Source organism: Microbacterium oxydans (assembly GCF_026559675.1).
Taxonomy (GTDB): Bacteria; Actinomycetota; Actinomycetes; order Actinomycetales; family Microbacteriaceae; genus Microbacterium; species Microbacterium oxydans_D.
This window is the reverse complement of record NZ_CP092891.1, coordinates 3,331,063-3,356,041: the sequence shown is the minus strand read 5'-3', so window position 1 is coordinate 3,356,041 and position 24,979 is coordinate 3,331,063. Positions and strand designations below refer to the sequence as shown.

The window sequence follows — 24,979 nt, the reverse complement described above, 5'->3', positions numbered from 1 at the left end:
ATGACCGAGCCGGACATCAAGAAAGGCCTCGCGGGAGTCGTCGTCGACACGACGGCGATCTCGAAGGTCAACCCCGACACGAACAGCCTGCTGTACCGCGGCTACCCGGTGCAGGAGCTCGCGGCCACGCAGCCGTTCGAGGCGGTCGCGTACCTGCTCTGGAACGGCGAGCTGCCGACGCCGGAGGAGCTGGCGGCCTTCCGGGTCACCGAGCGCGCGAACCGCGCCCTCGCACCCGTCGTCAAGGACGCGATCGACCGGCTGCCGTTGGACTCCCACCCGATGGACGAGGTGCGGACCGCCGTGAGCGTGATCGGTGCGATCGAGACCGCCGGCATCGCCAACGTCCTCGACGCGGTCGGCACGCCGGAGGAGAACCTCGAGCGCAGCCTCACCCTGTTCGCCGCGCTTCCGGCGATCGTGGCGTACGGTCAGCGCCGGCGTCGCGGACTCGAGCCGATCGAGTCGCGCGACGACCTCGACTACGCGGCGAACTTCCTCTGGATCACGTTCGGCGAGGAGCCGGACCCGGTCGTGGTGGACGCGTTCAACCGCTCGATGATCCTCTACGCGGAGCACTCGTTCAACGCCTCGACCTTCACGGCGCGGGTGATCACATCGACGCTGAGCGACCTGTACTCGGCGGTCGTCGGGGCGATCGGCGCCCTCAAGGGGCCCCTGCACGGCGGGGCGAACGAGGCCGTCATGCACATCTTCGACGAGATCGGCTCGGCCGACCGGGTGGAGGGATGGCTCGACAAGGCGCTCGCCGAGAAGCGCAAGATCATGGGGTTCGGCCACCGCGTCTACAAGCGCGGCGACTCCCGCGTGCCGACGATGAAGGCCGCTCTCGACTCCCTCGTCGCGCACTACGACAAGCCGGCCGTCGCCGAGCTGTACGAGAAGCTGGAGGGCGAGTTCGTCGCCCGCAAGTCCATCTACCCGAACCTCGACTATCCGTCCGGACCGGCGTACAACCTGATCGGCTTCGACACGCTGACGTTCACGCCGCTCTTCGTCGCGGCGCGCATCACGGGGTGGACGGCCCACATCATCGAGCAGCAGGCGTCGAACGCGCTGATCCGTCCGCTGTCGGCCTACGACGGACCGGACGAGAGGCACATCGAGGAGTACGTGCCCGACACGGCGGCGATCGACGTGCTCGAGCGTCCGGAGGAAGCGGCCGGCTGAGGCCACCGCGAGCCGCCGTCGCCCGACGACGGAAAGGCCCCGACACCTCTGCGTGTCGGGGCCTTTCGCGTTCCCGGATCCGTGGGCGATAGCGTGACGGCGGTCCACGGTCAACCCGGTGCGGCGGGTGCATGCGGAGGAGTAAGACAGATGCCGGGGCGATCCCGCCCGCCGACGAAGGAGGGTCCATGTCCGCATCCGACGCCGCCGTCAAGGAGGTCAAGTCGCTCGTCCCCGCACGCATGGACCGGCTGCCCTGGTCGCGGTTCCACTGGCTGATCGTCGTCGGGCTCGGCTTCTCGTGGATCCTCGACGGCCTCGAAGTGCAGATCGTCGCCGCGAACGGATACGCCGCGACTCTGGGGATGGGCCCGGCCGAGGTGGGACTCGCCGGTACGTGCTATCTGCTCGGACAGGTCTTCGGAGCGCTGGTGTTCGGACGGCTCACCGATCGCCTCGGACGCAAGAAGCTGTTCCTCGTCTCCCTGGTGGTCTACCTGGTCGGATCCGCCGTCGCCGGTCTCGCCTTCGCGCCCTGGTTCTTCTACATCTGGCGATTCGTCGCGGGTGCCGGCATCGGCGGCGAGTACGCGGCCATCAACTCGGCCATCGACGAGATCATCCCGGCGAAGTACCGCGGGCGCGTCGACATCGCGATCAACGGCACGTACTGGGGCGGCGCCGCGCTCGGTGCGGTGGCGAACGTGTTCTTCCTGAACACCGACATCCTCCCGGAGGACGTCGGCTGGCGTCTCAGCTTCTTCCTCGGTCCGGTGCTCGGCCTCCTCCTCATCTGGCTGCGCCGGCACATCCCGGAGAGCCCACGGTGGCAGATGACCCACGGTCGGGAAGAGGCCGCGGAACGCAACGTGGACCAGATCGAGGAGCGCATCCGCCAGGAGGGCAAGACGATCCCGCCGGTCGATGAGAGCAAGGCGATCACGGTCAAGGAGTACGGCCGGGTGCCGTTCCTGCTCATCGCCAAAGTGCTGTTCCGCAAGTACCCGCGGCGCACCCTCGTCGGCATCACGATGATGGTGACGCAGTCGTTCCTCTACAACGCGATCTTCTTCACCTACGCGCTCGTGCTCGAGAACTTCTACGACACCCCGCCGGCCTCCGCGTCGCAGTACTTCATCGTCTTCGCCGTGGGCAACCTCGCCGGGGCGCTCATCCTCGGGCACTTCTTCGACACCTGGGGTCGCCGGCGGATGCTGTTCGGCACGTACATGCTCGCCGGCCTCATCCTCCTGGTCAGCGCCTTCCTGTTCAACGCGGGCGTGCTGAACGCGGCGACGCACACGGCGTTCTGGTGCGCCTCGTTCTTCTTCGCCTCCGCTGGAGCCTCGGCGGCGTACCTGACGGTCAGCGAGATCTTCCCGCTCGAGCTGCGCAGCCAGGTCATCTCCTACATCTTCTCGATCGGGCAGCTGGTCGGTGCGATCGCGCCGGTGCTCTACGGCGCCCTCATCGGTCAGAGCGCCGAGAGCGGTGACCGCGGACCGCTGTTCTGGGGCTACGTGCTCGGCGCGGCGATCATGATGTTCGGCGGCATCGTCTGCGGGATCTTCGGAGTCAGTGCCGCGGGGAAGTCGCTGGAGGACATCGCGGATCCGCTCTCCCTGGTGGAACCGGCGGAGAAGGGCGTCTCGCCCGACAGTGGGAAGAGCTCGTAGCGCCGTGACGTCGACAGGCTCAGGACCCGCAGGTCGCTGAGCCTGTCGACGCGGGACGTGCGCGTCAGGCGCGCGTGACCTCCAGCTCGACCACCGACCAGGAGAGGGGCGGGAGGGTGGCGCGCACGGCCCCGCCGACGACATCCGCCGCCGTCAGGGGGACCATGTGGACGGTGTCGGGCGCGGTCTCCAGGTTGGCGGCGTGACGGTCTCCGCCCTCGGGGATGGTCAACGTCTCGGCCTGACGCAGACGGAGGTCACCCAGTCCGTGCAGGTCGATCGTGAGGTCGCTCTCCTCGTCGAGCGAGCGGTTCGCGACGAAGACCACGAGCCGCCCGGTGGCCTCGTCCCAGGTGGCGGCGGCGTCGACGGCATCGACCCCGCCGTAGCGCTTGGTCTCGATCTGCGGGGCCGACACCGCGAGCCGCAGGATGCGCCCGGTGGCCAGACGCGCCATGCGCTCGAACGGCCAGAAGCTCGTCTGGCGCCAGGCGGCCCCGCCCTCCTCCGAGCGGATCGGGGCGATCACGTTCACGAGCTGCGCCTGGTTGGCGATCTTCACGCGGTCGCCGTGGCGCAGCAGGCTGTTGAGGAGGGTGCCGACGACGACGGCATCCGTCACCGAGTAGGTGTCCTCGATGAGTCGCGGATGCTGCCGCCAGCCCGCCTTCTCGATCTCGCCGGCCTCGACGTCGTTGTACTTCACCTGGTCCCACACGTTCCACTCGTCGAACGAGATGTCGACCTGCTTCGTGTGCTTGCCGGACGCCTTGACGGCATCGATCGTCGCGATGACGCCCTCGATGAACGCATCCATGTCGACGGACTCGGCGAGGAACGACTCGGCGTCGCCGTCGTGCTCCTGGTAGTAGGCGTGCATGGAGATGAAGTCGACCTCGTCGTAGGCGTGCGTGAGCACCGTGTGCTCCCACGTGCCGAAGGTCGGCATCGAGCGACCGGAGGAGCCCACCGCGACGAGCTCGATCGAGGGGTCGACCAGTCGCATCGCCTTCGCCGACTCCTGCGCGAGGCGGCCGTACTCGGTCGCCGTCTTCCCGCCGATCTGCCACGGGCCGTCCAGCTCGTTGCCCAGGCACCACAGCTTGATGTCGAAGGGCTGCTCGGCGCCGTTCTTCCGCCGCAGGTCCGACCAGTACGTGCCGCCGGGGTGGTTGGCGTACTCGACGAGGGCGCGCGCCTCCTCGACGCCGCGGGTGCCGAGGTTGACCGCCTCCATGACCTCGACGTCGGCCTCCCGCGCCCAGTCCATGAACTCGTGCAGGCCGAACGCGTTCGTCTCGATCGTGTGCCAGGCGCCGTCGATCCGGACGGGCCGATCCTCGGCGGGGCCGACCCCGTCCTCCCAGCGGTAGCCGGAGACGAAGTTGCCGCCGGGGTAGCGGACGACCGTCGGTCCCATCTCCTTCACCAGGGCCAGCACGTCCTTTCGGAATCCGCGCGCGTCGGCCTGGGGATGGCCGGGCTCGTAGATGCCGGTGTAGACGCAGCGGCCCATGTGCTCGACGAACGAGCCGAAGAGTCTCCGGGGGACGTCGCCGATCGTGAAGTCGCGGTCGATGGTGATGCGGGCCTGGGACATTGCTCTCCTTGTGAGTGGCCGGGGAAGGGATCGGATGCCGTCGTGGCGGCTACTGGCCGCCGAAGCCGCTCGTCGCGACTCCCTTGACGATCTGCTTCTGGAAGATGAGGAACACGACGATGAGCGGCAGCGCCGCGAGCACGGCCTGCGCCATGACCTGCGCGTACTGCACGCCGTAGGCGCTGATCACGGTCTGCAGGCCGACCGGCAGCGTCATCAGCGTCGTGTCGTTGATGACGAGGAACGGCCAGAGGAAGTTGTTCCACGCGGCGATGAAGACGAAGATCCCGACGGACGCCATGATCGGCCGGGACAGCGGCAGCACGATGGACCAGAAGATGCGCAACCGGCTGGCGCCGTCGACCCGGGCGGCGTCTTCGAGCTCGATGGGGATCGCGTCGAAGAACCGCTTCAGGATGAACACCATGGCGGGAGCGACCACCTGCGGCAGGATCAGGCCCCAGTACGTGTCGATCAGATTGAACGCGAGCATCTCGTAGAACAGCGGGATGATCAGCACCTGCGGCGGCACGACGATCGAGGCGATGATCACCACGAACAGCCACTTCCGACCGGTGAAGTCCAGCCGCGAGAAGGCGTAGGCGGCCAGCGCCGAGATCGTCAGCGTGATCAGCGTGATGGCGACGGAGGTCCAGAGGCTGTTGAACGCCCAGGTGTAGACGTTGCCCTGCGAGAGGATCGCCGTGAACGCCTCGATGGTCGGACCGGAGGCGCCGATCCAGCCCGGGTCGCCGGACGCGGCATCCGTCTCGGTCTTGAACGCGGTCGCCACGGCCCAGAGGAACGGCAGCAGCCAGCCGACCGCGAGCAGCAGCAGGACGAGGAACGCGGCGATGCGGAGCGGTCCGAACGGCTTCTGGCCGGGCAGGTGCGGGCGCCGAGTGCGGCGCTTGCCGGCCGTGGTGATCGATTCGGTTCGGGTGGCGACGGCGTCGGCGGTGACGATGGACATCAGAACTGCTCCTTCCGGCGGCGCGTGATCAGGGCCTGCGCGATGCCCAGGATGACGATGAGGGCGAAGAACACATAGGAGATGGCGGCCGAGTAGCCGAACCGGTAGCTGACGAAGCCGGCCTCGTAGATGTACTGCACGATCGAGCGGGTGGTGTCGCTCGCGACCCCGCCGAGCATCTGGTACGCCTGGTCGAACAGCTTCAGGGAGGCGAGGATCTGCAGGATCAGGATCAGGACGGTCGCCGGTCCCAGCTGGGGGAGCGTGATCGACCAGAACTGTCGCCAGGCTCCCGCCCCGTCGAGGGACGCGGCCTCGTACTGCTGCGGCGGGATGTTCTGCATCGCGGCCAGGTACAGCAGGAAGTTGAAGCCGACGGTCCACCACACGGTCGCGATCACGATCGACAGCATGTTGGTGTCGGGGTTCTGCAGCCAGGCGATCGGCTCGAGCCCGAAGAACTCGAGGATGTTGTTCGCGGCGCCCACCTGCGGGTTGAAGATCCAGACCCAGATCTGCGAGATCACGGTCGAGGCGAGCAGGAAGGGCATGAAGAACGACAGCCGCCACAGCCACTGGCCGGGGATGCCGCGGTCGACGAGGGCGGCCATGACCAGCGCGATCACGACCAGCGGAACGGTGGAGAGCAGCGTGAACCACACGGTGTTCCCCATCGACTGCCACATCTTCGGGTCGGTCAGCGCCTCGGCGTAGTTGGCGAAGCCGATGAACGCGCCACCCGCCCCGGTGAGCGACTGATCGGTGAAGCTGAGGATGATGCCGTGCACGATGGGCCAGGCGAGGAACAGGACGAACGCGATCAGGAACGGGGCGAGGAACGCCCAGCTGATGAGCTGCTCGCGGTTGCGTGCGCCTGCTCTGCGCGCGGGTGTCGCGGCACGCGAACCCGTGACGATCGCACGGGTGGAGGTCGTGGCGGTCGTCATGATGCGAACGTCCCTTCGGGATCTGCGGGGTTCGGCTGTCGGAGCAGGGTGTTGACCCGCGCCTCGAACCGGTCGATCGCCGCGGCGGGGTCGTCGCCCGAGAGCAGGACGCCCTGCACGGCGGCGCCGAACTCGCCCTGGAAGTTCGAGCCGGAGCCGGTGAACCACGCGGTCGGGTCGTACACGACGTGCTGCGCCGCTTCGGCGTAGTGCGCCTGGGGGACCAGGTCGGCGTACGCGGGAGACTCCGTGACGGGAAGGAACGCGGGGATGTGGCCCGCCTCCGCCCAGCCGAACGAGCCCTTCAGCATGTCGGCGACGAAGGCGTAGGTGAGGTCCCGCCGGACCGGATCCGCCTTCGTCTGGTGCGGGAGCACGAAGGAGTGCGAATCGGCGTAGACGGCCGGTGTGCCGTACAGCGTGGGGATCATCGTGGCGTCGAAGGGCAGCTTCGCGGCCTGCATGGTGCGCAGCTCCCACACCCCGGTGAAGAGCATGCCGCTCTTGCCGGTGGCGAACTCGGCGATCGCGCTGCCGTAGTCGGCCTGGGCGAGGGCGATCTCCCCGTCGAGGAGCGTGCGCATGAGCGTCAGCGACTCGACGGCCACGTCCTTGTCGATCACCGCGGGCCCGCCGGGCGGCAGCTCGATGGCGGCGCCGTGCTGCGAGTAGAACGTGTAGAACAGGCGCCACATCTGCGCCCCGTCGCCGAGGTAGCCGTAGGACAGCGCGTGCCCCTCCGCCTGGCCGCCGACCGCGCGCAGCTGGTCGAGGAACTCCTCGGGGGAGGAGGTCTCCTCGAGCCGACCGTCGCTGTCGAGGACCCCGGCCGCGTCGCAGATGTCGGTGTTGAACATCATCACGAACGGATGGGCGTCGAGGGCGATGCTGTACATGCCGTCGCCGACGAAGCCCTTTTTCCAGATCGGCTTCGGGAAGGTCGAGCTGTCGATGCCGAGGGACGCGAGCCGGTCCACGTCCCACGGGTCGAGGAGGCCGCCCGGCGCCCAGCCGACCGTGCGGGTGGCGTGCATGATCGCGACGTCGGGCGCGCGGCCTCCGGCGCCGGCCATCGCGAGCTTCGTGTAGTACGGCGTGCCCCAGGCGAGGACCGTGGGGCGGATCCGGAAGGCGCTCTGTGCACCGTTCACCTCGTCGAGGAGCTGCGACATCGTCACGCCGTCGCCGCCGCTGAGCAGGTGCCAGAACTGCAGGGTCTGGGGGCCGGAGCCGGGGGCGGCACCCGGGGCGCAGCCCGCGAGCAGGGCCGTGCCCGCGGCGACCGAGGCGGCAGCCAGGAACTGCCTTCGAGACAGATCGAGTGGGGGCGTCATCGTCACTCCTTCGTGACCGGTGGGTGGACGCCTCATCATTACATCGATGTAATCGGGTGCGCAAGGATCGATTCTCCGCCCGCCCGACGGCCGTGCGTCAGGGGCGGTAGCCGGAGGGGCGGCCGTCGGTGCTGGCGCGCTCCAGGAGGTGATGCGAGAGCGTGAGGGCCCGCGGCGGCGCGCTGCGGTCGCCCATCCGCGTCTCCAGCAGCCCCAGGGCGGCGACGGCGAACGCCTGGCGGTCGAACGCCACCGAGGTCAGGGCCGGCGCGGTGTACTTCGAGAACTCCACGTCGTCGAACCCGGTGACGATCACGTCGTCCGGCACCCGGATGCCGTGCTCGTGCAGCGTGTGCAGCGCGCCGAGCGCCAGCGAGTCGGTGAAGGCCACGATCGCGTCGAACTCCACCCGACGGGCGAGCAGCGCCCGCGCCGCTTCCGCGCCCCCCGACATCGACCAGGGCAGGCGGTTCACCTCGAGGGCGGGGTCGCGGGCGATCCCGGCCGCGCGCAGTGCGTCGTGCACGCCCTCCAGCCGGAGCCGGCTCGTGGCGGTCGCGATCGAGGCGTCGTCGTCGGCGCCGATCACCGCGACCCGGCGCGCCCCGCGGGAGAGCACGTGCCGCGTGGCATCCGCGGCCGCGAGCCGGCTGTCGATGCGCACGTGGTCGGCGCGGTTCTGCTCGACCTCGCCGATCACGACCACGGGCGGGAGGCGGTCGGCGTAGCGGATCACACTGTCCTCGAGGCGGATGGGGTTGAGGATGAGCCCGTCCACCAGGTGGGCCCTGGCGCGGGAGACGAGCTCCTTCTCGCGCTCGGGCTCGGTCGCGGTCTCCTCGATCTGCACGGCCAGGCCCCGCTCGTGCGCTGCCTCGACGATGCGGTGCAGCAGCTCGGCCGAGAACGCCGTGGTCAGATCGGGCAGGGCGACCGCGATGATGCCCGACCGGCCGTTGCGTAGTCCGCGCGCGCTGAGGTTGGGCACGAAGTCGAGCTGCACCATCGCGGCTTCGACTTTGAGCCGGGTCTCCTCGCGCACCGGGATGGTTCCCGTCACGACGTTCGAGACCGTCTTGGGAGAGACTCCGGCCAGGGCGGCGACGTCCTTCATCGTCGCGCGGGGCGGCGTCGGCGCTGTCATCCGCTCAGCATACCGAGGCGTCTTCGCGCGACGGCTACATCGATGTAGAGCGGGTGATCCGTGGTTGTATAGCGCCATGGGCATCGAACGCAACTGGGCGGGCAACCTCACGTACCGCGCATCCCGGCTGGAGCATCCGTCATCGATCGACGAACTGCGCTCCCTGCTCGCGCAGGGCGGGCCCGTGCGGCTGTCGGGGTCGCGGCACTCGTTCAACGACCTCGCCGACACCGACGGCGTGCTCATCGCCCTCGATGCCCTGCCTCCGGTGTTCGAGGTGAACGAGGCGCGCGACGCGGTGCGGGTCTCGGGCGCGCTGCGGTACGGCGACGTCGCACCGCTGCTCCAGGCGGAGGGGCTCGCGCTCGCGAACCTGGCCTCCCTGCCGCACATCTCGATCGCGGGCACGGTCGCCACCGGCACGCACGGCTCGGGCGACGCGCTGGGCTCCCTCGCCTCCGCGGTGCGCGCGCTCACGATCATCACCCCCGCCGGCGAGACGCGTACCCTGACCCGTGGCGAGGACGACTTCGCCGGCGCGGTCGTCAGCCTCGGGGCGCTCGGCGCCGTGGTCGACGTGACACTCGACGTCGAGCCGACCTACGACGTCGCGCAGCACGTGTTCGAGCATCCGGACTGGGACGCGATCCTCGCGCAGTTCGACGAGGTGACCGGTGTCGGCACCAGCGTGAGCATCTTCTCCACCTGGCAGCGCACCGACATCGCCGACCAGATCTGGGTCAAGCAGCGTCTCCCCGAGGCGCACGAGGCCGCCAGGGAGTCGCTGTTCGAGCGGCTCGGCGCCGAAGCCGCGGCGGGCAAGCGGCATCCGATCCTCGGTGTCGACCCGGTGGCCTGCACCGAGCAGCAGGGCGAGGCGGGGCCGTGGTCCCAGCGGCTGCCGCACTTCCGGCTCGAGTTCACCCCCTCGGCGGGCGCCGAGATCCAGAGCGAGTACCTCGTGCCGCGGGCCGACGCCGTCGCCGCGATCCAGGCCGTGCGACAGCTGGCCGGGCAGATCGCTCCGCTGCTGCTCGTGAACGAGATCCGCACGGTGCGCGCCGACGACCTGTGGCTGAGTTCCTCGTACGAGACGGATGCCGTCGGCATCCACTTCACCTGGAAGCCGGAGGAGGCGGCCGTGCGGGCACTGCTCCCCGCCATCGAGGCCGCGCTGCCCCCCACCGCCCGACCGCACTGGGGCAAGGTGTTCACGCTCGACGGTGCGGAGGTGCGCTCGCGCTACCCGCGCTTCGACGACTTCGCGGCCCTCGCCGCGCGCTTCGACCCCGAGCGGCGCCTGGTGAATCCGTACCTGGAGCGGTTGGGGCTGTAGGCCCGTCGGCTCGGGGCCGCGCGAGGTCGTACACTCGTCGGCGTGAGTGAGTCCCCCCGCGCGTCCGGCCGAACGGTCGGCGTCCGTGACGTGGCGGCGCTCGCCGGGGTCTCCCGGCAGACCGTGTCGCGGGTGCTCAACGACCACCCCGAGGTCGCCGCCGACACGAAACAGCGCGTGGAGTCCGCGATGGCCGAGCTCGGATATCGCATGAACAACGCGGCGCGGGCGCTGGGCACCCGTCGCTCCCGCACCATCGGCGTCCTGGCGTCCGACGCGCTGCAGTACGGGCCATCTCGCAGCATCGCCGCGCTCGAGGCGACCGCGCGCCAGTCGGGCTACTGGGTCAGCGCCGCGTTCGCCGATGCGGGCGACGCCGAGGCCGTCGTCGCCGCCGTCGAGCATCTCGTCGCCCAGGGCGTCGAAGGGATCGTGGTGGTCGCCCCGCACGCCCGCACCCTCAAGGCCCTCGACGCCCTGCGGATCGGGGTGCCGGTGGTCACGCTGCACTCCGCCGGTCGCGGAGCTCGCGGTCTCTGGGTCGATCAGGCCGCCGGCGCCCGGCTGGCGGTCGCGGCTCTCGCGGATGCCGGGCACACCCGCATCGCGCACCTCGCCGGCCCCGCGGACTGGCTCGAAGCGGAGTCGCGCGTCCAGGGCTTCACGGCCGAACTCGCCGCGCGCGGCCTCGAGCCGGGGCCGGTGATCGCGGGGGACTGGTCGGCCGGATCGGGGTACACCGCGACCGCCGCGATCCGGGCCGCGGGAGTCACCGCGGTCTTCGCCGCGAACGACCAGATGGCGCTCGGGCTGCTCGGCGGTCTGCAGGAGGCCGGGCTGTCTGTCCCCGCCGACCTCAGCGTGGTGGGCTTCGACGACATCCCGGACGCCGCGTTCTACTGGCCGAGGCTCACCACGGTGCGGCAGGACTTCGACGAGCTGGCGCGCCGCGCGGTCGCCGCCCTGATCGGCACGGTGGAGGCGGATGCCCTGGCGCCGGTCGCCCCCGAGCTCATCTCCCGCGCCTCGGTCGCCCCGCCCCGCTGACCCGCGCCCGCGCGCCCTCGCGCCCGCCTCCTTCGTTTCGCCGAGTGCACGGCTTCTCGTCGAGTGCACGGCCTGCCGACGTGAACAGGCCGTGCACTCGGCGACATCCCGTGCACTCGGCGGAGGAAGGGGGGAGCGGGAGAGGGGGGTGGTTGACGCGGGGGAGCGCTCGTGGCACACTGCTGTGACCGGTCACAGTGATCGGTCACAGCACTCCGAGGTCCCGTGAGCAACGAAGCCCCCACCTTCTCCGATCAGGTCGAATCGGCCATCCGCATGGTCCGCGCCGACGTCGCCCGGCTGCACGGCGAACTCGTGCGCTACGGACTGGTCGTATGGACGGGCGGCAACGTCTCCGGCCGGGTCCCCGGCGCCGACCTGTTCGTGATCAAGCCGTCGGGCGTCTCCTACGACGATCTCTCCCCGGAGAACATGATCCTCTGCGATCTCGACGGCCGCGTCGTCCCCGGCACGCCCGGCAGCGACCGCTCGCCGTCGAGTGACACCGCCGCGCACGCCTACGTCTATCGGCACCTGCCCGAGGTCGGCGGCGTCGTGCACACCCATTCGACCTACGCCGTGGCGTGGGCGGCCCGCGGCGAGGAGATCCCGTGCGTGATCACGGCCATGGCCGATGAGTTCGGGGGCGCGATCCCGGTGGGTCCCCTCGCGGTCATCGGCGACGACTCGATCGGACGGGGGATCGTCGACACGCTCCGTGGCCACCGCTCGCGCGCCGTGCTCATGCAGAACCACGGTCCGTTCACGATCGGCGTCGATGCGGCCGACGCCGTGAAGGCCGCTGTGATGGTCGAGGACGTCGCCCGCACCGTGCACCTCGCCCGTGAGGCGGGACCGCTGATCCCGATCCCGCAAGAGACGATCGACCGCCTGTTCGGCCGCTACCAGAACGTCTACGGCCAGAACGGGGATGCCCGCCGATGACCTCGCGACAGGACGCGGGGCGCGTCGCCGACGACATCCGGGCCGGTCGGACGAGCCTGGGCATCGAGCTGGGGTCGACGCGCATCAAAGCCTGCCTGATCGGGGAGGATACCGAGGTGCTCGCGACCGGGTCGTCCTCGTGGGAGAACAGCCTCGAGGACGGCGTCTGGACCTACGCGATCGACGAGGTGTGGGCGGGGTTGCAGTCCGCCTACGCGGCGCTGATCGACGATGCCGAGCAGCGGCACAGCATCCGTCCCGACTCGTTCGGGGCGATCGGCATCTCGGCGATGATGCACGGCCACCTCGCCTTCGATGCGGCGGGCGAACTGCTCGTCCCGTTCCGCACCTGGCGCAACACCGGCACCGGCACCGCGGCGGCCGAGCTGACGGCGCTGCTCGGCGTCAACATCCCGCTGCGCTGGTCGATCGCGCACCTGCACCAGGCCGTGATCGACCGCGAGGCGCATGTGCCGCGGATCGCGAGCATCAACACCCTCGCCGGCCACGTGCACGAGCGGCTCACCGGCGAGCGGGTGCTCGGCGTGGGCGACGCCTCCGGCATGTTCCCGATCGACGCCCGCTCCGGCACCACCGTCGCACCCGCCTACGACGCGCGGATGCTGCGGGCCTACGACGCGCTCGCCGGTGACCGCCTCTCCCGTCCGCTCGCCGAGCTGCTCCCCGTCGTGCTCCCGGCCGGGGCGCCCGCCGGCACGCTCACCGTGTCCGGCGCGGCGCTGCTGGATCCGTCCGGCGCCCTCCGGCCCGGCATCCCGTTCTGTCCGCCCGAGGGCGATGCGGGCACCGGCATGGTCGCGACCAACTCCGTGTCGCCCCGAACCGGCAACGTCTCGGCGGGCACCAGCATCTTCGCGATGGTGGTGCTGGAACGTCCGCTGGCCGCGGTCCATCACGAGCTGGATCTCGTGACGACCCCCGCGGGTGACGCCGTGGCGATGGTGCACTGCAACAACGGGGCGAGCGAGCTCGCGGCGTGGGCGGGGCTCTTCGGACGCTTCGCCGCGGCCGCCGGGCGGCCCGTCGACGACGACGCGGTGTTCGATCTGCTGTTCCTCGAGGCGCTCGGCGGTGAGGCGGACGCCGGCGGCCTGCTCGCCTACAACCACCTCGCCGGTGAACCCCTCGCCGGACTCGACGCGGGGCGGCCGCTGTTCGTGCGGACACCCGACAGTGCGTTCACGCTCGCGAACTTCATGCGCGCCCAGCTCTACGGCGTCTTCGGCACGCTCGCCCTCGGCATGCAGGTGCTGGCCGCGGAGGGTGTCGAGCTGGACCGGATGTTCGCGCACGGGGGCATGTTCCGCACGGCCGGGGTCGCGCAGCGCTTCCTCGCCGCCGCCCTCGATGCGCCGGTCGCGGTCGGCAAGCTGGCGTCGGAGGGAGGGGCGTGGGGCATCGCGGTGCTCGCGTCGTACCTCGCGCACGCCGACGCCCTCCCGCTCGGGGCCTACCTCGACGAGCGGGTCTTCGCCACGGCATCCGTCTCGATCGCCGACCCGGACTCCTCCGACGTCGCCGGATTCCTCTCCTACCTCGCCCGCTACCGGTCCGGGCTGGCGGTCGAGGCCGCCGCCGTCGCCTCCCTCCCCGTCCTCTCGTTCGTCGAGCGGGCGTAGGAGACGAGACGCCTCACCACGTGTCCCCTCCCTCCCCTTCGCTCGACGATCGGCTCCCTGAAAGGCAACCCATGGCACTCACCACCTCCCTCGACGGCTACGAGGTCTGGTTCCTCACCGGCAGCCAGCACCTGTACGGGCCCGAGACGCTCGCGCAGGTGGCCGACCAGTCGCAGGAGATCGCACGCATCCTGGACGCGGCGGACGACGTGCCGGTCACCATCGTCTGGAAGCCGGTGCTGACGGATGCCGCCGCGATCAAGCGCACCGCGCTGGAGGCCAACGCCGACGACCGGGTGATCGGGCTCGTCGCGTGGATGCACACGTTCAGCCCGGCGAAGATGTGGATCGCCGGCCTGGATGCGCTGCGGAAGCCGCTCGCGCACCTGCACACGCAGGCGAACGTCGAGCTGCCGTGGGCCGACATCGACTTCGACTTCATGAACCTCAACCAGGCCGCGCACGGCGACCGCGAGTTCGGCTACATCCAGACCCGGCTGAGCGTGCCGCGCAAGACGATCGTCGGGCACGCCAGCGACCCGCGCGTGCAACGCGAACTCGGCACCTGGCAGCGTGCGGCGGCCGGGCTCGCGGCGTCGCGCGACCTGAAGCTCGCCCGCTTCGGCGACAACATGCGCTTCGTCGCGGTGACCGAGGGCGACAAGACGGAGGCCGAGCTGCGCTTCGGCGTGCAGGTGAACACCTGGGGCGTGAACGAGCTGGCGGATGCCGTCGCGACGGCATCCGATGCCGACATCGACGCGCTCGTCGCCGAGTACGAGGAGCTGTACGAGGTCGCGCCCGAGCTGCGGCGGGGCGGCGACCGTCATGCCTCCCTGCGCGACGGGGCCGCGATCGAGATCGGTCTGCGCTCGTTCCTGGAGGAGAGCGGCTTCGGCGCCTTCACCACCTCGTTCGAGGACCTCGGATCCCTGAAGCAGCTGCCCGGACTCGCGGTGCAGCGGCTCATGGCCGAGGGGTACGGCTTCGGTGCGGAGGGCGACTGGAAGACCGCGATCCTGGTGCGCATCGCGAACGTCATGGGCGCGGGGCTCCCCGGCGGCGCGAGCCTGATGGAGGACTACACCTACGACATGACCCCGGGCGACGAGCTGATCCTCGGCGCGCACATGCTGGAGGTGTCGCCGTCGCTCACCACCGCGAAGCCCGCGCTCGAGGTGCATCCCCTCGGCATCGGCGGCAAGGACGATCCGGTGCGCCTGGTCTTCACGGCCGACCCCGGCCCCGCCGTCGTGGTCGCGCTCAGCGACATGCGCGATCGGTTCCGCCTGACCGCGAACGTGGTCGAGAACGTCGAGCCGCGTGCCGCGCTGCCGAAGCTCCCCGTCGGCCGGGCCGTGTGGAAGCCGCAGCCGGACTTCACCACGAGCGCCGCCGCGTGGCTCACCGCCGGAGCCGCGCATCACACGGTCATGTCGACCGCGGTCGGGATCGAGGCCTTCCGCGACTTCGCCGAGATGGCCGAGGTGGAGCTGCTGGTGATCGACGAGAGCACGACGCTGCCGGAGTTTCAGAAGCAGGTGCGCTGGAACCAGGCCTACTACCGTCTCGCGCAGGGGCTGTGATGGCGGTCGAACCGAGGTCCGGACGTCAGCTCCGCATCGGCGGCCACGGGTACGAGGCGATGGTCGCGAGCGTGGGCGCCTCGCTGCGGACGCTCACCTTCGAAGGACGCGACCTCGTCGTGCCGTTCGCTGCGGATGAGGTGCGCCCCGGCTACCGCGGCGCGACGCTCGCGCCGTGGCCGAACCGCATCGTCGACGGCCGCTATCGCTTCGACGGCGTCGAGCATCAGCTGCCGCTGACCGAGCCGGCGCGGGGACAGGCCCTGCACGGACTGCTCGTCTGGTCGGAGTTCTCGGATCGGCTGGTCCTCGACGACCGGGTCGTGCTCGCGGCGGTGATCGAACCGCAGGCGGGCTACCCGTTCCGCATCGAGGTCGAGGTCGAGTACCTCCTCGACGCCGAGGGCCTGCACCAGACGATCACCGCGCACAACATCGGAGCGGATGCCGCGCCCTGGGGCACCGGCCCGCATCCGTATCTCGTGGCCGGCCCCGGTCGCGTGGATGCGTGGACGCTGCGGCTCCCGGCCTCCGCGGTCCTCACGGTCACGCCCGACCGGCTGAGCCCGATCGGCGTGGAGCCCGTGGCGCAGCATCCGCAGTGGGACTTCCGTGCGGCGCGGAGGATCGACGACGTGTTCATCGACCATGCGTTCACGGACCTCGCCCGTTCGGACGGCATCGCCGAGGTGCGCCTCACGACCGACGCCGGATCGGGTGTGGCGATGAGCTGGGACGAGCGGTGCCCGTGGGTGCAGGTGCACACCGCCGACAACCCGGGCCTCGACGGCATCCACCGGATCGGCCTCGCGGTCGAGCCGATGACCTGCCCGCCCGATGCCTTCAGCTCCGGGGTCGACCTCGTGGTCCTCGAGCCGGGCGCCGTGCATGCCGCAGCCTGGCGGATCCGCGCGCTCTCGTCGGCTTCGTGACCTGAGCGGATCCGCGGCCCGACCGGCTCAGCCGACGGCGAGGACCGCGGCGGCCTGCCGGGCGGCGCCGAGCGCGACGTACTCGCCCGCGGGCGGCACCTCGACCGGGATGCCGAGCACCGCCGGGGCGATCGCGCGAACGGCGGGGGACTGCGCCCCGCCGCCGATCAGCAGCGCGCGGTGCAGCGGCACCCCGTCCGCACGGAGGGCGTCGAGGCCCGCGCCGAGGCCGGACAGCATCCCCTCCACGGCCGCGCGCGCGAGGTTCTCGCGGGTCGTGGAGGCGAGCGTCATGCCGCTCAGCGTCGCGGTGGCATCCGGGAGGTTCGGGGTGCGCTCGCCCTCGAAGTAGGGGAGGAGTGACAGGCCGTCGGCTCCGGGGGTCGCGGCCAGCGCGAGGCGACTCAGCTCCTCGTGGTCGACGCCGAGAAGAGCGGCCGTGACGTCGAGGACGCGCGCCGCGTTGAGCGTGCACACCAGCGGAAGGAAGTGTCCGTCGGCGGACGCGAACCCGGCGATGATCCCGGAGGCATCAGAGGAGGGCGTCGGACTGACCGCGAACACCGTGCCGCTCGTGCCGATCGAGACGACGACGTCGCCCGGACCCGCGCCGAGGCCCAGGGCGGCCGCGGCGTTGTCGCCGGCGCCGGGCGCGACTCGGCGGCCGGCAGCATCCGTCACGGATTCGTCGGCACCGAGCACGCGGGGCAGGACGGCGTCGTGCCCGAGGGCGGCGGCGAACAGCTCGCGGTCGTACTCTCCCGTCGCCGGGTTCCAGTAGCCGGTGCCCGAGGCGTCGGAGCGGTCGGTCACCAGCTCCTCGAGGACGGGGCCGTGCGTCACTCCCTCGCCGCCGGCCGGTCCGTAGCCGCGCAGGCGCCAGGTGAGCCAGTCGTGCGGGAGCGCGACCGCCGCGACCCGCGCCGCGTTCTCCGGTTCGTGGTCGCGGAGCCAGCGCACCTTCGAGATCGTGAAGGATGCCACGGGCACGAGCCCGGTGCGATCCGCCAGCTCCTGCGCCCCGAACTCCGCGACCAGAGCATCCGCGGCCTCCGCGGACCGGGTGTCGTTCCACAGCAGCGCATCACGGATGACACGGCCCTCGGCGTCCAGCGCGACCATGCCGTGCTGCTGCCCGCCGATCGCCCAGGACTCGATGTCGTCGAGGCCGCCGGCATCCGCGATCGCGGTCCGCAGTGCGCGCCACCAGGCTTCGGGGTCGACCGAGGTGCCGTCGGGGTGCGGAGCGCGACCGGTGCGGACGACGGCATCGGCCGCGGTGTCGGTCGGAACCGTGGTGTCGAACACCACGACCTTGCACGACTGCGTCGAGGAGTCGACGCCGAGGACGAGTGCCATGCCGGTCAGCGTGCGCCGAGGAGGTGCTCCGTGGCGAGCTGCTGCAGCCGCACGAAGCCGAAGCCGTGACCGCCGAGGTACGCATCGGCGTCGAAGTCCTCGTAGGCGCTGCGGTCCGCGAGGAATGCGTCGTAGCTCTCGCCGGGGTTCAGCGTGGGCGTCGACAGCTCGGCCACGCGCGCGGCGGCCAGGGCCTCCTGCACCTCCGGGTCGGCGCGGAAGGCCGCGGCGCGCTCCTTCAGCAGCAGGTAGGTGCGCATGTTGGCGGCGGCCGACGCCCAGACGCCGTCCTCGTCCTCCGTGCGGCTGGGCTTGTAGTCGAAGTGCCGCGGACCCTCGTAGGCGGGCACGCCGCCGGGGCCGCCGTTCTCCAGCAGGTCGACGAGCGCGAAGGCGTTGTGCAGATCGCCGTGCCCGAACACCAGGTCCTGGTCGTACTTGATCCCGCGCTGGCCGTTGAGGTCGATGTGGAAGAGCTTGCCGTGGAACAGGGCCTGGGCGATGCCGGCGGCGAAGTTCAGGCCGGCCATCTGCTCGTGCCCCACCTCCGGGTTCACGCCGACGAGCTCGGGGCGCTCCAGGGAGTCGATGAACGCGATCGCGTGTCCGAGCGTGGGGAGCAGGATGTCACCGCGCGGCTCGTTGGGCTTCGGCTCGATCGCGAACCGGATGTCGTACCCCTTGTCGGTCACGTAGTCGCCGAGCAGGTTCACGGCCTCGCGGTAGCGCTCGAGGGCGGCGCGCACGTCCTTCGCGGAGTCGTACTCCGCCCCCTCGCGGCCGCCCCACATCACGAAGGTCTTGGCTCCCAGCTCGGCGCCGAGGTCGAGCTGGCGGAAGACCTTCCGCAGGGCGTAGCGCCGCACCTGCCGGTCGTTCGAGGTGAAGCCGCCGTCCTTGAAGACCGGGGCGCTGAACAGGTTCGTGGTGACCATCGGCACGATCAGGCCCGTGTCGGCGAGGGCGCCCTTGAGGCGGTCGATCTGGGTCTGCCGCTCGGCGTCGGTGGAGCCGAAGGCGAAGAGGTCGTCGTCGTGGAAGGTGAGGCCGTAGGCGCCCAGCTCGGCGAGCTTCTCGACCGCGTGCACGACGTCGAGCGCCGGACGCGTCGGGCCGCCGAAGGGATCGGTGCCGTTGTAACCCACCGTCCAGAGGCCGAAGGAGAACTTGTCGTCGCGGGTCGGGGTGAGGCTCATGATGCTCCTTCGCATGGTGCCGCGCGGCGGCGCTGCATAAATGTTGTGAGCAACAACATATAACCTGATGTCGAGGTTGTCCACCTCCTAGACTGGCCGGAAACCGAATGCGAGGAAGATGTGACGGATGCTGCGCCGGAGCTCGGCGGAACCGCTGCGCCCAAGGAGCCCGGCGATGGCGTGCGCTCGCGCAACCTCGCCCGCGTCCTGCGCCTCGTGCACCGGGGCGGAGCGCAGTCGCGAGCGCAGCTGACCGCCGCCACGGGGCTGAATCGCTCCACGATCGCCGACCTCGTCGCCGAGCTCGTGACCGACGGATGGGTCGTGGAGCGCGATCCGGATCCGGTGGGCAGGGTCGGACGGCCCTCGCCGGTCGTCGCGGCAGCGCCCTCGACCGTGGTGATCGCGGTGAACCCCGAGATCGACGCGGTGGAGATCGCGGCGGTCGACCTCGCGCGCACGATCTCGGTCCGTGAGCGCATCGAGTCCGCCTCCCTGCTCACGGCCGAGGAGGTCGCGGCCCTCGTCTCCGAGGTCGTCGACCGCTGGCGCGCCGGTCCGCTCCGAGAGGCACGGCTCGTCGCCGTCGGCGCCGCGGTGCCCGGGCTGGTCCGCGCGGCCGACGGGCTCGTGCGGAACGCGCCGCACCTCGGCTGGACGGATGCTCCGCTGCGCGCGCTGATCGCCGACGCGACGGGCCTGCCGGTCGCGGTGGGCAACGACGCGAGCCTCGGCGCTCTCGCCGAGCACCTGTTCGGGGCGGCGCACGGCGCGAACGACGTCGTCTACCTCAACGGCGGACCCTCCGGCATCGGTGGCGGGATCATCGTGCACGGCTCCCCGGTGGGCGGGGTCGGCGGCTACGCGGGGGAGTTCGGGCAGAACCGGGTGGATGCGGATCGCACCACCGTCCTCGAGGACGACGTCAGCCGCGCTCGCCTTCTCGACCTGCTCGGACTCGCCGCCGCGGACGACACGGCCCTCGCGGACGCTCTCGCCGCGGCATCCGACGACGATCCGGTCCGTGAGGAGTGCGATCGCCAGCGCGGTGTGCTCGCGCAGGCGATCGCGGATGCCGTGAACATCCTCAACCCCTCGGTGGTCGTGCTCGGCGGCTTCCTCGCGCAGCTCGAGGAACTCGACCCGGAGAGCTTCGCCTCCGCCGTGGCCGCTCGCGCCATGGCCGAGAACGCGGAGGGGCTGCGCATCCTCCCGGCCTCCCTCGCCGCCGACCGGCTGCTGCTCGGTGCGGCCGAGCACGCGCTGACCTCGGTCGGCGTGATCTGAGGGGAGTGGCCTGACGGGAGCGGACGACGGGAGCCGGCGCTCGCAGGCTCTCAGGCGAGAGCGGTGAGCAGGGCGCGAGCCGCCGACTCCGAGGACTGCGGGTTCTGTCCGGTGATGAGCAGGCCGTCCACGATCGTGTGATCGCTCCACGCCGTGGCGACCTCGACGTCGGCGCCGAGATCGCGCAGTGCGCTCTCGAGCAGGAACGGCGCGCGGTCGGCGAGCCCGCCCAGGCGCTCCTCCTCGTCGGAGAAGCCGGTGATCCGCCGTCCGGCGACCACCGGGTCACCGACCTCCGTGCGCGCGGGCAGGAGGGCGGCCAGGCCGTGGCAGACCGCGGCCAGGGGTCGTCCTGCCGCGATGGTCGCCGAGATCAGCGCGGCCGAGTCGAGGTCGTGAGCGAGGTCCTGCATCGGGCCGTGACCGCCGGGGTAGTAGACGGCATCGAACGCGGACGCCTCGACGTCGGCCAGCACGAGCGGCGCCGCGAGGCCGGGGATCTCCGCGACAGCGGCGGCGTCACCGTCGCCGAGGCTCGCGGCATCCACGACAGGGGCGACCCCGCCGGGAGTGGCGAAGACGACGTCATGGCCCGCCGCGGTCAGCAGTCGCCACGGGGTCACCAGCTCCTCCGCCCAGAATCCGGTGGGGTGCTCGGTGCCGTCGCTGAGGGTCCAGCTGCGGGCGGCGGTCACGACGAAGAGGACGGTGGACATGAGGGCTCCTTCGGGATGGGCGACGGCTCCCGTTGCGGAAGTCGATACCGGGGACAACGGACTCCTGTCAGGAACACTTCCGATAGATTCACGGTATGAGCAATCGGAATTCCGATGGTCTGGGAGACATCGCCCTCTGGCGCACGTTCCTCGCCGCGCACCGATCGGGGTCGGTGTCGGCGGCCGCACGGACGCTGGGGCTCGCGCAGTCCTCCGTGACCGCCCAGCTGCAGGCGCTGGAGCGGAGCATGGGGGAGCCGCTGTTCGTCCGGCATGCTCGCGGGATCCGTCCCACTCCCCGCGGCGACGACCTCGCCGCCCGGCTCTCCGGTCCGCTGGACGCGCTCGCGCTCGTGGTCGGCGGTCCGGAGCCGGCCGAGAGCCCGGCGGTGCGGATCGGCGGCGCCGCCGAGTTCGTCGAGCGCGTGGCGATGCCGGCTCTGGCGCCGCTGATCGACGCGGGCCGCCGCATCGCGGTCACCGAGGGGATCGCGGATGAGCTGTTGGAGCAGCTTCGGGTCGGCAGCCTGGACCTGGTGATCTCCGCCGTGCGGCCGAAGGGGCGCGCCCTTCCCGCGGCCGCCCTCGTCGACGAGGAGTTCGTCCTCGTCGCTGCTCCGTCGCGAGGCCTCACGCCCTCCGCCGAGCTGGCCCCCGCGGCGCTCGAGGGCATCCCGCTCCTCGCCTATGCGCACGACGTGCCCATTCTGCGGCGGTTCTGGCGCCATGTGTTCGGCGTCCGGCTGGAGCGCGAGCCCGCACTGATCGTGCCCGACCTGCGTGCGCTCGCCGCGGCAGCGGTCGCCGGTGCCGGGGTCACCGTGCTGCCCGCCTACCTGATCGCGGACGAGCTCGCCGACGGCCGACTCGTCGTCGTGTGCGAGACCGATGACCCGCCGATCAACACCATCCACCTGGTGCGCCGTCCGGGACCGCTCACCGACGCGGTGGCCGAGATCGACCGGATGCTCCGTCTCGCCGTCGCCGGAGGATGACCCGCGGCGGGCGTGTCAGCGCTCGGGCATCCGCCGGGGCTCGCGGGCGAGGAACGGCCGTGGCCAGGCGCCCAGCGCGAGGACGGCGAGCGCGGTCTGGAGCAGGCCCGTCGCGAAGTAGATGCCGTGCAGCGGCGACCAGACGAGCATGATGGCGATCTCCACGAAGATCCAGATCATCATCGTGAGCCCGGCGGCCGCGTGCATCCCCCAGGTGAGGCGGAACCGCCCGAACTGCGCGAGGAGCGCCAGCGCCTGCACCCCGCCGACGACGACGCCGAGGATGATCCCCGGCCACACGTAGGAGTCGAACGCGCTGCCCTCGATCCACTCCCTCGGCAGCCCCATCCCGCCGCCGATCGTCAGCCCCACCATCCCGGCCAGTGCGGACAGGAGCTGGAAGGAGGCGACGGAGGCGAGCGCGATCCGGAGGGCACGAGGGGGATGCGGAGTCGGTCGCATGGCCCCACCGTAGCGGCAGGGTGCGCGCCCGTGCTCGGCGAGGGGACGGGAAAACCCGGGCCGTCGCGATGGTGCGGACGACCGAGGAGTGGTCAGCGCGTGAGCCAGCTCCGCAGCGAGCGCGTCACGAACGGGAGCACCCAGTACGCCATGATCGGCGTGAGCACCAGCGTGGTGACGAGCACGCGCAGCCAGATCGGCAGCTCGTTCCATCCGGGGACGGGGCTCATCGCGTACGTGAAGGCGAGGTTCACGGGGAAGAAGCCCAGCCAGATCGACGTCGCCTGCTTCCAGCGCGGGGGAGCCGGCGCGACCGCGACCGTCTCGGTGGTGCCGTCGGGGGACGGGAGCGTGATGGTGCCGGTCGTGGGCTCGTCGAACCAGCCCTCGATCCCGGTCCGGCGCTTCGAGCGCTCGCTGCGCACGAAGCCCTCGCCCATCGACAGCCACCACGCCCGCTCGGCCGACTGCTCCCAGGCCGTGAGCGAATCCTCGCTCGCGAAGCGGTAGAGCATGTGCCAGACCTGAGAATCCTCGCCGGCACGGACCCAGCCGGAGCCGAGGAAGCCCGGATACTTCGTCGCGAGGTTCACCCCCGTCTGCACCCAGGCGGTCGCCTCGACGATGCGCTCGGGGTCGACTTCGCGGCGGATGGACACGGTGAGAGGTTCGGACAAGGTGGAGTCCTCGGTGACGGGCGTCCGGGATCGGGACGCCGAAGCGGATGCGCCAGGGGTGGCGGCGCACCGTCGATTCTACTTCTGATGCGACCGGAGGCAGGTCGTCGGCACCGCCACGAAGAGGACCCCCGCCGACCCGATTCGGCGGGGGTCTCGCGGCGTGGGAGCCGCAACGGGAGCGAGAGTGCCCACCGTGCGCGCGGTAGACGTGACACCCGATCCGGTCTGAGTCTCTGTCCGCGCATCTGCAGTTGTACCCGGGCCAGATGACGCGGCGGTGAACGCGGCGCGAACAACCTCGATCCGTGGGGGAGGAAGGAGTGGCTCGAAATACAAGGACGTCCTAGTAAATGTCCGGGCGCCAGAGTAAACTCGCCAATGTGCCAACGACGGCACGGAGGGATGTCACACAATGACTCGTACCATCGCGCACTTCGTATGCGGATCGCTGCTCACACCCGACGAGGGCCGCTTCGCCGACGTGTTCGATCCGAGCACCGGCGCCGTGCAGGCCCGTGTGCCGCTCGCCTCGGCCGAGGAGGTGCGTCGCGTGATCGCGAACGCCGCGGAGGCCCAGGTCGCCTGGGCGGCGACCAACCCCCAGAAGCGCGCCCGCGTGCTGCTCCGCTTCCTCGACCTGGTGCAGCGCGAGATGACGTCACTCGCCGAACTGCTCGCGAGCGAGCACGGCAAGACGGTCGACGATGCGAAGGGCGACATCCAGCGCGGCCTCGAGGTCATCGAGTTCTCCGCCGGAGCCCCGCACCTGCTCAAGGGGGAGTACTCCACCGGAGCCGGTGCCGGGATCGACGTCTACTCGATGCGGCAGCCGCTCGGCGTGGTCGCCGCGATCACCCCGTTCAACTTCCCGGCCATGATCCCGCTCTGGAAGGCGGGCCCCGCCCTCGCCGCCGGCAACGCGGTCGTGCTCAAGCCCAGCGAGCGCGACCCCTCGGTACCGGTGCGCATCGCCGAGCTCTTCCTCGAGGCGGGGCTGCCCGCCGGTGTCCTCAACGTGGTGCACGGCGACAAGGAGGCGGTCGACACGCTGCTCACCGACGACCGCATCCGCGCCGTCGGCTTCGTCGGCTCGACCCCGATCGCCGAGTACATCTACGCGACCGCCGCGGCGAACGGCAAGCGCGCGCAGTGCTTCGGCGGGGCGAAGAACCACATGATCGTGATGCCCGACGCCGATCTCGACCAGGCCGTCGACGCGCTGATCGGCTCCGGCTACGGCTCGGCCGGCGAGCGCTGCATGGCCATCTCGGTCGCGGTCCCGGTGGGGCAGGAGACGGCGGATGCCCTCGCCGCAAAGCTCTCCGAGCGCGTCGCGCAGCTGCGGGTCGGTCCGTCCCTCGCGACCGACGTCGACTACGGGCCCCTGGTCACGCGGGCGGCCGTCGAACGGGTCGAGGGCTACATCCAGCAGGGCGTCGACGAGGGCGCGACGCTCCTCGCCGACGGTCGCGGCTTCACGGTCCCCGGTCACGAGGAGGGGTTCTACCTCGGCCCGACGCTGTTCGACCACGTCACGACCGACATGGCGATCTACCGCGAGGAGATCTTCGGCCCGGTGCTGGTGATCGCCCGCGCCGCCGACTACGAGGAGGCCCTGCGCATGGCCTCCGAGCACGAGTACGGCAACGGCGTCGCGATCTTCACGCGCGACGGCGACGCCGCCCGGGACTTCGCGGCCCGCGTCGAGGTCGGCATGGTCGGCGTGAACGTGCCGATCCCGGTCCCGATCGCGTATTACACGTTCGGCGGCTGGAAGCGCAGCGGCTTCGGCGACCTCAACCAGCACGGCACCGACGCGTTCCGCTTCTACACGAAGACCAAGACGGTGACGAGCCGTTGGCCGGCGGCGGGCATCCGCGACGGCGCCAGCTTCGTCATCCCCACCATGCATTGATCCACTCCCACGAGGAAC

General features: G+C 70.9%; 21 protein-coding genes. 11 read left to right on the top strand and 10 right to left on the bottom strand.

Annotation, left to right across the window (positions count from 1 at the left end):
* Both MME74_RS16205 and MME74_RS16200 read left to right on the top strand, forming a co-directional pair.
* Positions 1–1,191 (top strand): bifunctional 2-methylcitrate synthase/citrate synthase, encoded by a 1,191-nt coding sequence (locus MME74_RS16205; RefSeq protein ID WP_267416116.1) that lies wholly within the window; start codon positions 1–3, stop codon positions 1,189–1,191.
* Between the two features lie 188 nt (positions 1,192–1,379).
* Complete coding sequence (locus tag MME74_RS16200) at positions 1,380–2,867, top strand: MFS transporter (RefSeq protein WP_267416115.1); 1,488 nt, start codon at positions 1,380–1,382, stop codon at positions 2,865–2,867.
* Between the two features lie 64 nt (positions 2,868–2,931).
* Here MME74_RS16200 and MME74_RS16195 read toward each other — a convergent pair whose 3' ends face one another.
* The 5 genes from MME74_RS16195 to MME74_RS16175 form a co-directional block, all read right to left on the bottom strand.
* Positions 2,932–4,467 (bottom strand): alpha-N-arabinofuranosidase, encoded by a 1,536-nt coding sequence (locus MME74_RS16195; RefSeq protein WP_267416114.1) that lies wholly within the window; start codon positions 4,465–4,467, stop codon positions 2,932–2,934.
* 49 nt (positions 4,468–4,516) lie between these two features.
* Positions 4,517–5,440, bottom strand: coding sequence for a carbohydrate ABC transporter permease (locus tag MME74_RS16190; RefSeq protein ID WP_267416113.1), 924 nt, complete (start codon positions 5,438–5,440; stop codon positions 4,517–4,519).
* Entirely contained in the window at positions 5,440–6,387 is a 948-nt protein-coding gene (locus MME74_RS16185; protein ID WP_267416112.1) for a carbohydrate ABC transporter permease, read from the bottom strand. Before MME74_RS16185 ends, MME74_RS16190 begins: the two co-directional genes overlap by 1 nt.
* Positions 6,384–7,721 (bottom strand): extracellular solute-binding protein, encoded by a 1,338-nt coding sequence (locus tag MME74_RS16180; protein WP_267416111.1) that lies wholly within the window; start codon positions 7,719–7,721, stop codon positions 6,384–6,386. Before MME74_RS16180 ends, MME74_RS16185 begins: the two co-directional genes overlap by 4 nt.
* A 97-nt stretch (positions 7,722–7,818) precedes the next feature.
* Positions 7,819–8,865: a LacI family DNA-binding transcriptional regulator gene (locus tag MME74_RS16175; RefSeq protein WP_267416110.1), complete on the bottom strand. Its 1,047-nt coding sequence runs from the start codon at positions 8,863–8,865 to the stop codon at positions 7,819–7,821.
* A 76-nt stretch (positions 8,866–8,941) separates the two neighbouring features.
* On the opposite strand from MME74_RS16175, the gene MME74_RS16170 reads away from it, so the two are divergent.
* The 6 genes from MME74_RS16170 (at position 8,942) to MME74_RS16145 (ending at position 16,351) form a co-directional block, all read left to right on the top strand.
* Positions 8,942–10,201, top strand: coding sequence for a D-arabinono-1,4-lactone oxidase (locus MME74_RS16170; RefSeq protein ID WP_267416109.1), 1,260 nt, complete (start codon positions 8,942–8,944; stop codon positions 10,199–10,201).
* A gap of 42 nt (positions 10,202–10,243) precedes the next feature.
* On the top strand, positions 10,244–11,248 hold the full coding sequence (locus MME74_RS16165; RefSeq protein WP_267416108.1) for a LacI family DNA-binding transcriptional regulator: 1,005 nt from the start codon (positions 10,244–10,246) through the stop codon (positions 11,246–11,248).
* A gap of 276 nt (positions 11,249–11,524) precedes the next feature.
* Positions 11,525–12,193 (top strand): L-ribulose-5-phosphate 4-epimerase, encoded by a 669-nt coding sequence (locus tag MME74_RS16160; protein ID WP_416383352.1) that lies wholly within the window; start codon positions 11,525–11,527, stop codon positions 12,191–12,193.
* Positions 12,190–13,833 (top strand): xylulokinase, encoded by a 1,644-nt coding sequence (locus tag MME74_RS16155; protein ID WP_267416106.1) that lies wholly within the window; start codon positions 12,190–12,192, stop codon positions 13,831–13,833. Before MME74_RS16160 ends, MME74_RS16155 begins: the two co-directional genes overlap by 4 nt.
* A gap of 71 nt (positions 13,834–13,904) precedes the next feature.
* Complete coding sequence (araA, locus tag MME74_RS16150; protein WP_267416104.1) at positions 13,905–15,419, top strand: L-arabinose isomerase; 1,515 nt, start codon at positions 13,905–13,907, stop codon at positions 15,417–15,419.
* The gene (locus tag MME74_RS16145; RefSeq protein ID WP_267416103.1) at positions 15,419–16,351 is read left to right on the top strand and encodes an aldose 1-epimerase family protein; all 933 of its coding nucleotides are present in this window, start codon (positions 15,419–15,421) and stop codon (positions 16,349–16,351) included. Before araA ends, MME74_RS16145 begins: the two co-directional genes overlap by 1 nt.
* A gap of 27 nt (positions 16,352–16,378) precedes the next feature.
* Here the strand turns inward: MME74_RS16145 and MME74_RS16140 are convergent, their stop codons facing one another.
* The gene (locus MME74_RS16140) at positions 16,379–17,710 is read right to left on the bottom strand and encodes a xylulokinase (RefSeq protein ID WP_267416102.1); all 1,332 of its coding nucleotides are present in this window, start codon (positions 17,708–17,710) and stop codon (positions 16,379–16,381) included.
* A 5-nt stretch (positions 17,711–17,715) separates the two neighbouring features.
* A complete protein-coding gene (gene xylA, locus MME74_RS16135; protein WP_267416101.1) occupies positions 17,716–18,906 on the bottom strand; it encodes a xylose isomerase in 1,191 nt (396 codons plus the stop codon).
* A 120-nt stretch (positions 18,907–19,026) separates the two neighbouring features.
* Here xylA and MME74_RS16130 point away from each other — a divergent pair, with 120 nt between their 5' ends.
* Positions 19,027–20,193, top strand: coding sequence for an ROK family transcriptional regulator (locus MME74_RS16130; protein WP_267416100.1), 1,167 nt, complete (start codon positions 19,027–19,029; stop codon positions 20,191–20,193).
* A gap of 50 nt (positions 20,194–20,243) precedes the next feature.
* On the opposite strand, the gene MME74_RS16125 is transcribed toward MME74_RS16130, so the two are convergent.
* Positions 20,244–20,909, bottom strand: coding sequence for a type 1 glutamine amidotransferase domain-containing protein (locus tag MME74_RS16125; RefSeq protein ID WP_267416099.1), 666 nt, complete (start codon positions 20,907–20,909; stop codon positions 20,244–20,246).
* Between the two features lie 95 nt (positions 20,910–21,004).
* Between MME74_RS16125 and MME74_RS16120 the strand changes: the two genes are divergently transcribed.
* Positions 21,005–21,904 (top strand): LysR family transcriptional regulator, encoded by a 900-nt coding sequence (locus MME74_RS16120; protein ID WP_267416098.1) that lies wholly within the window; start codon positions 21,005–21,007, stop codon positions 21,902–21,904.
* A 15-nt stretch (positions 21,905–21,919) separates the two neighbouring features.
* Here the strand turns inward: MME74_RS16120 and MME74_RS16115 are convergent, their stop codons facing one another.
* Both MME74_RS16115 and MME74_RS16110 read right to left on the bottom strand, forming a co-directional pair.
* Positions 21,920–22,366: a hypothetical protein gene (locus MME74_RS16115; protein WP_267416097.1), complete on the bottom strand. Its 447-nt coding sequence runs from the start codon at positions 22,364–22,366 to the stop codon at positions 21,920–21,922.
* Positions 22,367–22,458: 92 nt separating this feature from the next.
* Positions 22,459–23,043: an antibiotic biosynthesis monooxygenase gene (locus MME74_RS16110; RefSeq protein WP_267416096.1), complete on the bottom strand. Its 585-nt coding sequence runs from the start codon at positions 23,041–23,043 to the stop codon at positions 22,459–22,461.
* 415 nt (positions 23,044–23,458) lie between these two features.
* Between MME74_RS16110 and MME74_RS16105 the strand changes: the two genes are divergently transcribed.
* The gene (locus tag MME74_RS16105) at positions 23,459–24,961 is read left to right on the top strand and encodes a CoA-acylating methylmalonate-semialdehyde dehydrogenase (protein WP_267416094.1); all 1,503 of its coding nucleotides are present in this window, start codon (positions 23,459–23,461) and stop codon (positions 24,959–24,961) included.
* The last annotated feature ends 18 nt before the right edge of the window (positions 24,962–24,979 follow it).